13 protein-coding genes are annotated in these 14,136 nt (G+C 59.9%); 9 read left to right on the top strand and 4 right to left on the bottom strand.

Translation table 11 applies throughout. The annotated features are described in order from the left end of the window. Positions 1 to 9 precede the first annotated feature (9 nt). The 4 genes from NCR93_RS20375 to NCR93_RS20390 are packed head-to-tail and all read left to right on the top strand — an operon-like array spanning position 10 to position 3,745. The gene (locus NCR93_RS20375) at positions 10 to 861 is read left to right on the top strand and encodes a carbohydrate ABC transporter permease (protein ID WP_008347776.1); all 852 of its coding nucleotides are present in this window, start codon (positions 10 to 12) and stop codon (positions 859 to 861) included. Between the two features lie 34 nt (positions 862 to 895). Then, positions 896 to 1,876 (top strand): sugar-binding transcriptional regulator, encoded by a 981-nt coding sequence (locus NCR93_RS20380; protein WP_008347778.1) that lies wholly within the window; start codon positions 896 to 898, stop codon positions 1,874 to 1,876. Between the two features lie 10 nt (positions 1,877 to 1,886). Continuing rightward, complete coding sequence (locus NCR93_RS20385; RefSeq protein ID WP_008347780.1) at positions 1,887 to 2,633, top strand: SDR family oxidoreductase; 747 nt, start codon at positions 1,887 to 1,889, stop codon at positions 2,631 to 2,633. 41 nt (positions 2,634 to 2,674) lie between these two features. Further along, on the top strand, positions 2,675 to 3,745 hold the full coding sequence (locus NCR93_RS20390) for an alcohol dehydrogenase catalytic domain-containing protein (RefSeq protein WP_175980628.1): 1,071 nt from the start codon (positions 2,675 to 2,677) through the stop codon (positions 3,743 to 3,745). A gap of 120 nt (positions 3,746 to 3,865) precedes the next feature. Here the strand turns inward: NCR93_RS20390 and NCR93_RS20395 are convergent, their stop codons facing one another. Further along, positions 3,866 to 4,990 (bottom strand): VIT1/CCC1 transporter family protein, encoded by a 1,125-nt coding sequence (locus NCR93_RS20395; protein WP_008347784.1) that lies wholly within the window; start codon positions 4,988 to 4,990, stop codon positions 3,866 to 3,868. A gap of 769 nt (positions 4,991 to 5,759) precedes the next feature. On the opposite strand from NCR93_RS20395, the gene NCR93_RS20400 reads away from it, so the two are divergent. The 3 genes from NCR93_RS20400 to NCR93_RS20410 are packed head-to-tail and all read left to right on the top strand — an operon-like array spanning position 5,760 to position 9,721. Continuing rightward, positions 5,760 to 6,215, top strand: coding sequence for a (2Fe-2S)-binding protein (locus tag NCR93_RS20400; RefSeq protein ID WP_008347788.1), 456 nt, complete (start codon positions 5,760 to 5,762; stop codon positions 6,213 to 6,215). A 1-nt stretch (position 6,216) separates the two neighbouring features. Then, entirely contained in the window at positions 6,217 to 8,451 is a 2,235-nt protein-coding gene (locus NCR93_RS20405; protein WP_175980630.1) for a xanthine dehydrogenase family protein molybdopterin-binding subunit, read from the top strand. A 10-nt stretch (positions 8,452 to 8,461) separates the two neighbouring features. Then, positions 8,462 to 9,721, top strand: a complete 1,260-nt coding sequence (locus tag NCR93_RS20410; protein WP_008347792.1) for a c-type cytochrome — start codon at positions 8,462 to 8,464, stop codon at positions 9,719 to 9,721. Between the two features lie 9 nt (positions 9,722 to 9,730). On the opposite strand, the gene NCR93_RS20415 is transcribed toward NCR93_RS20410, so the two are convergent. Next, on the bottom strand, positions 9,731 to 10,000 hold the full coding sequence (locus tag NCR93_RS20415) for a DUF1488 family protein (RefSeq protein WP_008347794.1): 270 nt from the start codon (positions 9,998 to 10,000) through the stop codon (positions 9,731 to 9,733). A 460-nt stretch (positions 10,001 to 10,460) separates the two neighbouring features. Here NCR93_RS20415 and NCR93_RS20420 point away from each other — a divergent pair, with 460 nt between their 5' ends. Together NCR93_RS20420 and NCR93_RS20425 are read left to right on the top strand one after the other, a co-directional pair. Next, on the top strand, positions 10,461 to 10,901 hold the full coding sequence (locus NCR93_RS20420; protein WP_008347795.1) for a DUF3331 domain-containing protein: 441 nt from the start codon (positions 10,461 to 10,463) through the stop codon (positions 10,899 to 10,901). 189 nt (positions 10,902 to 11,090) lie between these two features. Then, the gene (locus NCR93_RS20425; protein WP_239294898.1) at positions 11,091 to 11,591 is read left to right on the top strand and encodes an H-NS histone family protein; all 501 of its coding nucleotides are present in this window, start codon (positions 11,091 to 11,093) and stop codon (positions 11,589 to 11,591) included. Between the two features lie 14 nt (positions 11,592 to 11,605). Here NCR93_RS20425 and NCR93_RS20430 read toward each other — a convergent pair whose 3' ends face one another. Beyond that, complete coding sequence (locus tag NCR93_RS20430; protein WP_175980632.1) at positions 11,606 to 13,078, bottom strand: amidase; 1,473 nt, start codon at positions 13,076 to 13,078, stop codon at positions 11,606 to 11,608. 26 nt (positions 13,079 to 13,104) lie between these two features. Beyond that, positions 13,105 to 14,040, bottom strand: a complete 936-nt coding sequence (locus NCR93_RS20435) for an LLM class oxidoreductase (RefSeq protein WP_175980634.1) — start codon at positions 14,038 to 14,040, stop codon at positions 13,105 to 13,107. Between the last annotated feature and the right edge of the window lie 96 nt (positions 14,041 to 14,136).

Genomic DNA, 14,136 nt, shown 5'->3' on the forward strand with positions numbered 1-14,136 from the left:
TCGATAGGCATGCAAGGCACGCAACGCGCAAAGCGCGCGCGCGCGGCAAGAAAACGCGCTACTGTATGGCACTTTCTGGGCCTCGTCGTAGTGTTCATGTCGTCGGTGTTTCCGTTCTACTGGATGGTCACGACGAGCCTCAAGAGTCAGGCCGATGCGCTCGCGTATCCGCCGAAATGGCTGTTCTCGCCGACGTTTCATCACTACTCGGCGGCACTGTTCGAACATGACGTCGCGAGTAGTCTGCTGAACTCGCTCATCATCGCGAGCAGCACGACCGTCCTCGCTATCCTGCTTGGCACGCCAGCCGCTTATGCGCTCGCGCGCTACGAATTTCGCGGCAAGGAAGACCTCTGGTTCTGGTTCATCTCGAACCGCATGGTGAGCCCCGTCGTGCTCGCGGTGCCGTTCTTTCTGATCGCGACGAAGCTCGATCTCGTCGATACGCATATCGTGCTGATCCTGCTGTATCTGACGTTCTCGCTGCCCATCGTCGTATGGATCTGCACGGACCAGTTCCGCAACATTCCCGTCGAGCTCGACGAAGCCGCGCGTCTCGATGGCGCATCGCCGTGGCGCGTGTTCTGGCGCATCAATCTGCCGCTCGCGATGCCGGGCATCGTCGTATCGGCGATCTTCGCGTTCATCTTCTCGTGGAACGATCTGCTCTATGCGCTCGTGCTCACGCGCAGCGACGCGATTACCTCGCCGGTTGCGGCAACGAGCTACATGAGCGGTTATGAATTGCCCTGGGGCGAGATCATGGCGACGGGCACGCTGATCGTGCTGCCCATGGTCGTGTTCGCGCTGGCCGTGTCCGGGCGATTGGTGCAAGGGCTCACGATGGGCGCGGTGAAATAAAATCGCGCGGCCTTTCATTGAACAACAGGACAACATGAGCAAGAGCGCACCGCCCATCGCCATCGCGGAAGCGGACGATTCCATCGATTCGGAAGAAGAACTGCAGGCGCGCGTCGCGTGGCATTACTACGTCGGCAATCTGACGCAGCAGGAAATCGCGCAGCGCATCGGCAGCAATCGCGTGCGCGTGAACCGGCTGCTTGCGGCGAGCCGCGAGTCCGGCCTCGTGCAGATCACGATCAATAGCAAGATCGTGCCATGCGTCGCGCTGGAAGAAGCGCTCGCGAAACGCTTCGGCCTCGAATGCGCGGTGGTCGTGCCGAGCGGCGCGAACAACGAGGCGAACAATGCGGCGCTCGGCATCGGCGCGGCGTCGTACTTCGCGAGGCAGATAGTTGCAGGGCAAACTATCGGCCTCGGCTGGGGCCGCACGATCCGCGCCGTGTTGCGCGCGCTGCCGCAGCGCACGTACGGCGCGGTGTCGGCGGTGTCGCTGCAGGGCGGGCTGTCGCATTGCCCGAGTATCAATACGTTCGATATCGTGTCGGACTTCGCGAACATCTGCCGCGCCGACAGTTATCTGTTCGCCGCGCCGATCTACGTGAGCAGCCAGAAAGCGCGCGACGTGATCCTGCAGGAAGAAACCGTGCGCGAGACCTATGAACTCGCGCGCAGTGCCGATCTCGCCTTGCTGACGTGCGGCGATCTGACGGAATCGCTCGTCGTGACATACGGCATTGACAATCCGGAGCAATTGCGCACGTTGCAGAAGGCGGGCGCGGTCGGCGACATGCTCGGCCACTTCATGGATGAAGACGGGGAGCTGATCGATCATCCGTTGAATCGACGCACCGTGGCGATCACGCTGGACGACCTGCGCAAGATCAAACGCGTGATTCTCGTGAGCGGCGGCAAGAAGAAATTTCATGTCACGCGCGCGGCATTGCGCGGGCGTTATCCATCCGTGCTCGTGACCGACGAGGACACCGCAAGACGCCTGTGCGACGAGCCCTGAAGAGGACACCATGACGACCATCGACAGAAATCGCGAATTCGCGGGCAAGACCGTGCTCGTCACGGGGGCGGGCAAGGGCATCGGTCATGCAACGGTTCATCTGCTGATCGAGCGTGGCGCGCGTGTCATTGCATTGAGCCGCAGCGCAGCCGATCTCGATCTGCTGAAGAAGGAGACGGGTTGCGAGATCATTGCCGCCGATCTCGCCGATGCCGACGCCGCACGCGAAGCGGCGCGCGCCGTTCAGCCCGTCGATCTGCTCGTGAACAACGCGGGCATCGCGGTGTTGGAGCCGTTTCTCGATACGACCGTCGAAGCCTTCGATCTGACGATGAACGTCAACGTGCGCGCAGCGATGATCGTCGCGCAAGAGTGCGCGAAGAACATGATCGCGCGTGGCGCGGGCGGTTCGATCGTGAACGTATCGAGCCTGTCGGCGAATGTGGGCTTCGCGCTGCACGCGTCGTATTGCGCATCGAAAGGCGGACTCGACGCGATGACGCGCGTCATGGCCAACGAGCTCGGCCCGCACGGCATACGCGTGAACGCGGTGCTCCCGACCGTCACGATGACCCCGATGGGTGAAAGAGCGTGGAGCGATCCCGCAAAATCCGAACCGATGCTTGCGCGCATTCCGATGAACCGCTTCGTGGAGCCGGTGGAAGTCGCGCGCACGATTGCCTATCTGCTTTCCGACGATTCGAGCATGGTCAGCGGCGTGAGCCTGTTGGTCGATGGCGGATTTCAGGCGCGCTGAGATTAGCTTCGCGATTCAATCAACGACACCGGAGACTTGTAATGGCCGATTCACAGATGACCGCGATCGTATGCCGCGCGCCGAAAGACTATCGCGTCGAACGCGTGCAACGCCCGAGCGCGGCGAGAAACGAACTCGTGATCCGCATTGCGGCATGCGGCATTTGCGCGAGCGATTGCAAATGCTGGTCGGGCGCGAAGATGTTCTGGGGCGGCCCGAATCCGTGGGTCAAGGCGCCGGTCATTCCGGGACACGAGTTCTTCGGTTATGTCGAAGAACTGGGCGAGGGCGCGGAAGAACATTTTGGCGTGAAGAAGGGCGATCGCGTGATTGCCGAGCAAATCGTGCCTTGTGCGAAATGCCGCTATTGCAAGTCGGGCGAGTACTGGATGTGCGAAGTGCATAACATCTTCGGCTTCCAGCGCGAAGTCGCCGATGGCGGCATGGCCGAATACATGCGCTTTCCGCCGACGGCGATCGTGCATAAGATTCCGGACGGCATTTCACTGGAAGATGCGGCGATCATCGAGCCGCTTGCGTGCGCGATCCATACGGTAAATCGCGGCGATATCCAGTTGAGCGATGTCGTTGTGATCGCGGGCGCGGGGCCACTCGGTCTGATGATGACGCAAGTCGCGCATCTGAAGACGCCGAAGAAGCTCGTCGTGATCGATCTCGTCGAAGAGCGGCTCGCGTTGGCGCGCGAGTACGGCGCGGACATCACGATCAACCCGAAGACCGACGATGCGCTCGAAACGATTCGCTCGATCACCGATCGCTATGGCTGCGACGTATATATCGAAACGACCGGCGTTCCTGCGGGCGTTACGCAAGGACTGGAGCTGATTCGCAAGCTCGGCCGCTTCGTCGAGTTCTCCGTGTTCGGCGCGGATACAACCGTCGACTGGTCGATCATCGGGGATCGCAAGGAGCTCGACGTGCGCGGCGCGCATCTCGGACCGTATTGCTATCCGATCGCGATCGATCTGCTCGCGCGCGGACTCGTCACGTCGAAGGGCATCGTCACGCATGGCTTCACGCTCGACGAGTGGGACGAAGCCATCAGGATCGCGAATTCGCTCGATTCGATCAAGGTGCTGCTCAAGCCGTAACGACTGCCGGCGTGCGCGTCGCGATTCCGATGCATGCGTTCGCGCCGGAGACGTTCGAGTCGTTCAGGATCTGATGATGTGAAAACCATGCGCCATGCGTTGCATTGCATGGCGCATCGTTCACGAAAGCGACACGCCCAGCAACTTGCCGATTCCATATGTGCAAGCGGCCGCGATCATTCCGATCAACGCTTGTCGCACGGCGGAAAACAGCGCGCCGCGTCCATTGAACAGCGACGTGAACACGCCGATGCCCGCAAGCCCGAGTCCGCTCAAAACGATGCATTGCACGATGCCTTCCGTACCGCTTGCCCAAAGAAAGGCGATGGCCGGAATGATCGCGCCCACGGCGAACAACGTGAACGATGCGAGCGCGGCCGTCCAGGGATTGCCGCCCAACTCGCGCGGATCGAGGCCGAGTTCTTCGCGCGTCAGCGTGTCGAGCGCCTTGTCCTTGTCGCGCATGATTTGCGCGGCGACGCGTTTCGCTTCGGCTGCATCGATGCCCTTTGCCTGATAGATGAGCGCGAGCTCATGCCGCTCCGCGTCGGGCATATGATCGAGCTCGTCCTTCTCCCGCGCGATTTGCGTGCGCGCGAGTTCGCGCGCATTCGTGACAGAGAGCCATTCGCCGAGCGCCATCGATGCCGCGCCCGCGATGAGTCCCGCGAACGCCGTGAGCAGGACCGTTTTGCTATCGCTGCCTGCACCCGCGACGCCCATGATGAGGCAAAAGTTCGACACGAGGCCATCGTTCGCGCCGAGCACTGCGGCACGTAAATCGTTGCCCGATGCGACGCCGCGATGCCACGACTCGGCCGCTGCGATCGCACCGCCTTTACTCAGCCCTTTGCTGCGACTCGCGACTTCCTGCACGATATCCGCGTGATGCCGCTCTTCCGCCGACATCTGCGCGGCATCGGGTTGGCCGGCATATTTATCGCGATCGGCCATTTCGTTTGCGGCGACCGAGCGCAACACGAAGTCCGGTCCGAACGCGCGTGCGAGCGTACGCATGATCCGCGTTTTTGCGCTGATGCGATGCGTTCGAACGGACACGCCATTCGCGCGCAATTTCGCGGCCCATATGTCCGCATGACGGCGCTCCGCTTCGGCCAGCTCGGCATAGACGCGCCGCTTGTCGTCCTGCTTTTCCGCTCGTGCGAGCGTGTCGTAGAGCGCGGCGCTGTCGAGTTCGTCCGCGAGATTGGAGGTAAAGCGCTTGAGTTCTGTCTGGGACGCCATGACGTCACCTTTTTCGTTCGTCTCGTTGATTCAAGAGTAAAGACGAACGACATGTCGCGTTGCTAATAGCCCTACGATGCGCGCTGAGTGAGAATTGAATCGCGTCTCATCGTCGTCATTGTTTAGATGGGGCTTGATTGAATCTCGAATGGAGCGACGTGCGAATCTTTCTCGCGACTGCGCGAAGCGGTACGTTCGGCGCGGCGGCGAGGAGCGTGTTTCGCCTAAAGCGAAGATCGTTTTCGGCAGCAACAATCGCGATGCGCAGGCAACGATGTGCGCATCGGGTGCCGGCTATGCGGTATTGCCGTGTCCGTTAGGCGATGCCGATGCGCGCCTCAAGCGCTTCGATGTTGGTGTAGCGCCAGCCGGAAGAGACGTATGGTTGGTTATCACCGCGATCTCAGGCGAGTCGCGCGCTTGCGAGCTTTATTGAACGAAACGATGCCGACGCTAGGCGAACGTATCAATCGGTATCAATCGATTAGCGATGCAACTAACTGTCCTTTGCGCTTATCCACTTCGAATCCGAGCCCAGGCCAGCAAAAGAATCAAATGAGCGAGCAGTCGGAGTTTTAGGCAATCAAAGAACTACTTCAAGGCCGCGCACCAAATCGATGCGTATTAGCGAAGCTATCCGCAGGCGCTACACGATCCAAGCTCGATTTTTAAAGCGGCGCTACAATCCCGATGCCTAAAACCGACTGGCGCCCCACACAGTCGGCTATTTGCGATATCCGCTGAAACCACTCAAAAAGCCGGAGCGCTCATGACCACGCTTTCCATTAACGGCCAGAATCATTCGGTCGATGCGCCACCCGACATGCCGCTTCTCTGGGTATTGCGCGACATCGTAGGACTCACAGGAACCAAATTCGGCTGCGGCATTGCGCAATGCGGTGCGTGTACCGTTCACCTCGATGGCGTCGCGGTTCGTTCATGCGTTTTACCGATTGCCGCCGTTGGCGATCGCAAGGTGACGACGATCGAAGGCATCGGCGAAACACCCGCCGGCAAGAAAGTGCAAGCGGCCTGGCGTTCGCTCGATGTCGTGCAATGCGGGTACTGTCAGTCTGGACAAGTCATGTCCGCCGCGGCATTGCTCGCGACAGTCTCCGATCCCAACGACTCCGATATCGATGCCGCGATGGCGGGCAACATCTGCCGCTGCGGCACTTATCACCGCATTCGCGCCGCCATCAAGCAGGCCGCAAAGGAGGCGTGACATGTCGCAAGGATTGATCGAGGCGGGGCGTCATGCGGCTCGCGCGGGATTGTCGCGCCGCAGGTTTCTGAAGTTCGGCGTGACCGCCGGCGTCGCTGCAAGCGGCGGATTGCTGATCGGCTTCAGCTTGCCGGCCGCGAGCCAGGATCAGGGCAAAGGCAAGTCGGTTATCGGAGGCGATGGCGTCGAGTCCGCGCAAGAAGGCGTATTCGCACCGAATGCGTTCGTGCAGATCGACAAGAGCGGCAAGGTCGTGCTCATCATGCCGAAGGTCGAAATGGGACAAGGCGTCTATACCGCGTTGCCCATGTTGATAGCCGAGGAGCTCGAAGTGCCGCTCGATAGCGTCACGATCGATCATGCGCCGCCGAACGAAAAACTTTTCACGGACCCGCTGTTGGGCGGTCAATTGACAGGCGGTTCGACGTCCGTGCGCTATGCGTGGGAGCCGTTACGCAAAGCGGGCGCGGCCGCACGCATGATGCTCGTCGCGGCGGCGGCGCAGGAATGGAAATGCGATCCATCGTCTTGCCAGGCGCAAGGCGGCAAGGTTATGCATGCATCGGGAGAACGTAGCGCGAGTTATGGCGAGCTCGCCGAAGCGGCCGCGAAATTGCCCGTTCCGCAAGACATCAAATTAAAGGATCCGAATAACTTCAAGATCGTCGGCACGCCGGCGAAAAGGCTCGATTCGCCAGAGAAGGTCGATGGCACTGCAATGTTCGGTCTCGATGTGCGCTTACCCGACATGGTGTATGCAGCGATCGTGAATTGCCCCGTGTTCGGCGGAACGCTCGCATCCGTCGACGACAGCAATGCGAAAAAGATTCCCGGCGTGCGTCAGATCGTAAAGTTCGACAATGGCGTCGCGGTGATCGGCGATCATACGTGGGCCGCCAAACGCGGCGCAGCTGCCTTGCAGATCCAATGGAACGAAGGCGCGAGCGCCAACGTATCGACGAAGCAGATCGTCGACGACATGGCCAATGCATCGCAGCGCACGGGCGCGGTGGCGCGTAAGGAAGGGAATGTCGACAATGCGTTTGCCAATGCGAAGACGCGCGTCGATGCGGTGTACGTTCAGCCGTTTCTCGCCCATGCGACGATGGAGCCGATCAACTGCACGGTGCACGTGCGCCCGGATGGTTGCGATATTTGGCTTGGCACGCAAGTGCCCACGCGTATCCGCGATGCCGGAATGAAAGCGACTGGATTGCCTGCGGAAAAGATTCATGTGCATAACCATTTGCTCGGCGGCGGCTTCGGCAGGCGGCTCGAATTCGACATGGCCACGCAGGCGCTCAAGATCGGCAAGGCGCTCGGCGTTCCGGTCAAAGTAACGTGGTCGCGCGAGGAAGACATTCAGCACGACATGTATCGGCCGTGCTATTACGACAAGTTATCTGCGGGACTCGATGCCAACGGCAAGCCGGTTGCATGGACGCATCGCATCGTCGGGTCGTCTGTGCTTGCGCGTTTTGCGCCGCCGGCAGTAAAGGATGGTGTCGATCCCGATGCCGTCGAAGTGGCATCCGATCTTCCGTACGACTTGCCCAATCAGCTCGTCGACTATGTGCGGCTCGAACCGCATGACGTGCCCACCGCATTCTGGCGCGGCGTGGGACCGACGCGTGGCACGTTCGTCGTGGAAAGCTTTATCGACGAATTGGCCGTGCAGGCGAAAGTCGACCCCGTCAAGTATCGGCGAGATCTGCTTGGCAAGTCGCCGCGCGCACGCAACGTGCTCGATGTCGCGACGCAGGCGGCGGGCTGGGGACAGCAATCCGTGCCGCAGGGACAAGGGCGCGGCGTTTCGGTGATGCACGCATTCGGCAGTTTCTTCGCCATCGTCGCGGATGTCGCTGTCGACAAAGACGGCGAGGTGAAGGTGAATCGCATCGTGTGCGCCGTCGATTGCGGCATGGTCGTCAATCCCAATACGGTCGAAGCGCAAGTGCAAGGCGGCATCATATTCGGCATTACCGCCGCGCTCTATAGCGAAATCACGATCAAGGACGGACGCGTCGAACAAAGCAATTTCACCGACTATCGAATGCTGCGCATTCACGAAACGCCGCCGGTGGAGGTGCATATCGTCAAAAGCACGGAAGCTCCTGGCGGCATCGGCGAACCAGGCACAGCGGCGCTTGCGCCGGCTATCACGAATGCGATCCATGCCGCAACGGGCAAGCGATTGAGGCGCTTGCCCGTAGGCGATCAATTGCGTAGCGCGTGAGGAGCCCGTCATGAAAAACGCATTCAAGCCTCTCTTTGCGATGCTGTTTGCATTGGCGTCCTCGGCTCATGCAGCCGACGATGCACTCGTCACGCGTGGCGCCTATCTCGCGCGAGCAGGCGATTGCGTCGCTTGTCACTCGACTCAAAAAGGCAAGCCGCTCGCAGGCGGTTTGCCGATGATGACGCCGTTGGGCGCGATCTATACGACCAATATCACGCCCGATCCGGACACGGGAATCGGCCGCTACACGGAAGAGGACTTCGCGCGCGCCTTGCGCGAAGGCGTTGCGAAGGATGGGCATAACCTTTATCCGGCGATGCCTTACCCTTCTTATGCAAAGATAAACGACGAGGACATGCATGCGCTTTACGCGTATTTCATGCATGGCGTCACACCCGTCAAGCAGGCCAATCGTGAGCCGGACATGAAATGGCCGCTCAATATGCGCTGGCCGCTTAAGCTATGGAACGCGGTCTTTCTGGAAAAGGGCGTTTATCAGAACAAATCCGGAAAGGATGTCGCGTGGAATCGTGGCGCTTATCTCATTCAGGGACTCGGACATTGCGGCTCATGCCACACGCCGCGGGGCATCGCATTTCAGGAAAAAGGACTCGACGAAAGCAATAGCGCCTATTTGACGGGCGGCTTGCTCGATAACTGGTTCGCTTCCAACCTGACGGGCGAGCACAATACCGGCCTCGGGCGCTGGTCGGAGCAGGACATTGCCAGCTTTCTCAAGACGGGCGCGAACGCGCACGCGTCTGCATTCGGCTCGATGACGAGCGTCGTCAACAACAGCACGCAGATGTTGAGTGACGACGATCTTGCCGCGATGGCGCGTTATTTGAAGTCGTTGCCCGCGTCGGGGGGCAATGGTGGACCGCGCTATTCATATGATCCCAAAGCGACGAAAGTGTCCTTGTCGCGTCCGGCCGCATCGGATTCGGGAGCGCGGGTCTATACCGCCTATTGCTTGCACTGTCATGGTGCGGACGGTCGTGGCTTCGCACCCATGCTTGCGCCGCTCGCGGGCAATCCAAACGTTCTGGAAAAGGATGCATCGTCGCTGATCAACGTGACGCTGAACGGCACCGGCGATCTGGTTATCGGCGGCGTGCCCGCGCCTTACCCGATGCCGCGCTATGCACCCGTGCTGAACGATCAGCAGATCGCGGACGTACTCACTTTCATCCGGGGCGCGTGGAACAACGGCACGCCGGCTGTGCAGGCATCGGACGTGACGAAGATGCGCAAGGCGACGCAGTGAGTGTATGGGTCAGGAAGAAAAATCGATGACATCCAGGTGAATCGAACTGGATGGATGCGCGAGGAATTTGCGATGCACACGTGCACTGATGCGCTCATAACCATCGCTCAGGGCTTTTAGCAAGCGCTCGTCGCTTGCTCCTGTCGGTGCCCAAAAGCACTGTTCCAACGCCTTGCGCGTGATGTTGCATTGAATGGCCTGCTCGCGAGAGAACGCGACGAAGCTGACGGAGGCGCGGTCCGCCGAAATAGTGGCATGGATCAGGAGCTTGCTCGTCATGGTTCGGCAGGAGAGATACGTTTCGCTGAATTTTATTGTGTCAGAATTTGGTGAACTCGCGAATCCTCGAATGAGCGCGAAACGTGCGCAAACGGCCAGAAGCAGGCGTTTTTCGCTTCAAGGCGGTTCCAACGCGGGGGACAAACTTCATATGAATGAATCGAACGTTCGTATTCGGCGTTCACCGACGTTAAAGATTTGCGGAGTAGTCTGAGGTGCAACCTGCGGGATTCGACGCCGCGCGAGATCCCATACCGGCAGGACTGGCGCGGTTGTCCATGAATGTCCATGAAAAATGAAAAGAAAAGCATGCTCAGGTGTACTACTCTAGGAACGATCATCCGAAGCGGCGCGGCACACCGCATCAGCAAGCGGGTCGTGCGGCGCATTCCCGGAACTTCACCGGCAACGTTCACGCGGCTTCTGTTGCGGCGGGCGTTGTCGCCAGCAGGAGCGGAACATGAAGCATCCATCGTTGATGGATCCCTGGAGCCGTACCCTGGCAATGCTCGACAGCCTTCCGAACCGCCCTTCGGAAGCGAACGAGAAGCTCTCACTGATGACACGACCGCTCGTACGGAATGTCCAAGGCAAGACCGCATGCATCGGATCCACCGACGGGCATTGCGTCAATATTCGCGTGCTGGAGCGCTTGAGCGAATCGACGCTCTCGCTTTCCTGGCACGATCCCACGTCGTTCAATTACTCGGAGCAGGTCTGGGCCCTTTGCACTGCCCGCAAGCGCGGAACGTGTGCCTTGAGCGGTCAGGCGATCAGGCGCGGACAGCCTGTTTATAGGCCGAGGCGTGTCGGCAGTTCGGTCCCGCTCAATAGCGGCGCAATGATTCTGGCGCTTGCGCTCACTCCGGCTGAACAGGAAGCGAGCCTCGTTTCCGAGTGATCGGCTTTCGTCCGCGAGACGCGTGCGCGAAGCACGCGTCTGTGGCCATGCGCGAACTGCCTTGATGATTCGAACGGATGCGATATCGCGTATCGTCTGATGAGCGGACGATGACCAAGCTCGTTCAAGTTCAGGTGTATCTGCGAGCGCGCTAACGACATCTGCGTTTTTCTTGCAAGAGCGCTTGGCTTGGGCGTTATCAATATAAGATCTGCAAAGGATGGCAATCGTGCGTCGCGCGGACGCATTACATTGCTCATTCCATTCGCCGCTTGCAGAAATCCATGGGAGGAGTTATGGCCACATTGGCACAGTTGGATTCAGAAATTGCAGCGTCGCGCGGATGTATTGCGGGAAAGAAAGTCGATCGAGGTCATCGCCAAAATTCGGGCAATGATGGACGAGTTCGGCTTGACCATTGCCGATCTCGCCAAGGCCGGTTCAGGCACGCGAAAAACACGCGGCCGTCCTGCGGGTTCTGGTCAATCGGCCGTTTCCAGAAAAGGAGCGACCAAGTCCAAGTTGCCGCCGAAATATCGCGACCCGGAATCGGGCGCCACCTGGAGCGGACATGCTCGTCCGCCCGCTTGGATCAAGGATGCGCCTGACCGCAGCGTGTATCTGATCAATGGTGCTGCAAGCAAGAACGGCGCGCGCAAAAGAAAGAGTGCACGGAACGCCGCTGCCTAAAGGTAAGGGAAGGCTTAGGCGAGCAAGGGACTGCGCACGCGGGAAAAACCGCTTGCCCGATCATAAGCAAGCCCGATCTGCAATACGCCAAGATCGCCTTGCGTCGGTCCAATGATTTGCAATCCGGCCGGCAAGCCGCCGGCACCCAATCCGGCTGGCGCGCTTAGCGCGGGCAGCGATGCCATCGTCGCCGGAACGACGTTCTCCATCCAGCGATGGTAGGTATCCATCTCGCGGCCGTCGATAACATGCGGCCAGTCCAAGTCCGCATCAAACGGAAAGACCTGCGCCGAAGGCAACACGAGATAGTCGAAACGATCGAATAGCGCATTGATTGCCTGATACCAGGCCGTCCGATCGCGAATTGCACGGGACGCATCTTCTCCCGATAACTTCAGACCTCGTTCAATCTCCCATACCGCTTCCGGTTTGAGCAACTTTCTCTTGGCGGCGTCGCGATAAAGCGGCGCATTGGTGCCGGAGAAGGTAAGGCTGCGCAAATCGATCCAGGCTTTCCATAGACAGTCGAGATCAAAGTCGATATCGGCAGCCTCCACGATGCAGCCCGCCGTTTCGAAGTGACGCAGCGCCGATAGATACGTCTCCATCAAACCCGCTTCCATCGGCAGATGTCCGTTCAGGTCGCCGAGCCAGCCAATACGCGTGCCGCGCACATCGCGCTCGAGCGCGTTCGCGAAGTCAGCGGGCTTGTCGTTTCTGCGTGAAAGAGGCGCGCGGACGTCGAAGCCGGCCTGTACCGACAACAATAGTCCCAGATCGGGAATGGTTCGCGCGATCGGCCCGGCGACGCTGAATTGCTGGAAGAAGACGTCGTCGCTTGGCGCATACGGCACGCATCCTGGCGTCGTGCGAAAGCCGAAGACGTTATTGAATGCAGCGGGCGTGCGCAGTGAGCCCATCATGTCGGTGCCGTCCGCGAAGGGCAGCATGTGCAACGCGACGGAAACCGCCGCGCCGCCGCTGCTTCCGCCGCCCGAACGCGATTGGTCGAAGGCGTTGCGCGTGGTCCCGTACACCGGGTTATAGGTATGTCCGCCCAAGCCGAATTCCGGCGAATTAGTGCGGCCAATGAATATCGCGCCCGCGTTGCGCATGCGCTCGAAGATGACGGCATCCATCTTCGAAAGTTCGCCTGCATAGAGAGGAGAGCCTTTCGTCGTGACCATTCCCGCGACGGGAAGGATATCTTTGGGCGCTTGTGGAAAGCCATGCAGAGGTCCAAGGCTCTCTCCGCGGGATAGCTGTGCATCGCGCTCGGCGGCGAGAGAGCGTAGTGCATCGCGATCTTGCATCGCAACGATCGCATTCACGACAGGATTGAAGCGATCGATTTGCGCTAGATAGGCGTTCATCACTTCGACGCACGAGACGTCGCGCGCATGAATTGCTCGAGTCAGCGCGATAGCTTCGAGCGAAACAATATCCTTATCGGGCGTTGAGACGGACTTTGCGTCGAGTGCGGTCATGGCTATGTCGTGAATGGCAGACGGATTCAGCAATGAAACTCGGGAAGAACATGTGCGGCGACTTCTTCGATGATATCGCGCGCGGCTCGTCGTTCCGATGTGATGTTGAGCGTCACATGATGCGTTCCGTTCTCGCGCATCTCGCGCAAGAGCGTAACGAGCGCGCGACGTCCCGTGCGATAGCCGAGCGATATGTCGACAGCGGGTTCGTTCGCATCTTCGCTGAGATCGAGCCGCATTGCGACGCCGAATGCACGAAAAGCGCCGGACGTCGCGCGATCGACCGCAGCACGCCACATGCTATATCGCCCGCGCTGAGCTTGCGGCTCGCGATGATAAGTCATCCAGCCAAGCGAATGACGCGCAATCCAGTCGACGCTCTGGCCGCCCGAACCGACGGCGAGCATTGGAATGGAAGTGTTATGGCGAGGCAAAAGATAGAAGTCGGGCGCGCCTCCAGGTGCATGATCGGGGATCACGCGCGAGGGCACGGTGACGGCAGCGGCGAGCGTTTCCCAATGTTGCCTGTACAGATCGCGCCGTGTATCCGGATCGCGGCCGAACGCGGCGTATTCCGGTGGACGATCGCCTGAACCGACGCCCAGTATGAAGCGTTGCCGAGACAGGGCGTCGACGGAGATTGCGCCTTTGGCGACATGAAGGGGATGTCTGAGCGTCAGCACGATTGCGCCGCTGATGAGCGCAATGCGTTCCGTGTTCGATGCCAGCGCGCCGAGCAGCACCCAAGGGTCGAGATGTCCGACCGGATCGGGATACTCGATACTATTGAGCGGCACGTCGCGGACCCAGAGCGCACGAAAGCCGAGCCGGTCGGCCAGCCGCGCCAGCGATAGCTGTTCGCTGTAGTCGACGACGCTCTCGTTATCGCGCGTGATCGGCAGCGTGATGCCGATAGAGAGCTTGTCTTGCGCGAAAACCGAGTTCGCGATCGAAGACGACATTGGAGTGTTTTCGCTAGCGTTCATGACACGCGTTGCGTCGAGAAAGGGTCCGACGCTGATGGTATCACTGCCTTGATAAACGATGCCCGGCGCGAT

It is taken from the genome of Caballeronia sp. ATUFL_F1_KS39 (assembly GCF_023630985.1).
Taxonomy (GTDB): domain Bacteria; phylum Pseudomonadota; class Gammaproteobacteria; order Burkholderiales; family Burkholderiaceae; genus Caballeronia; species Caballeronia zhejiangensis.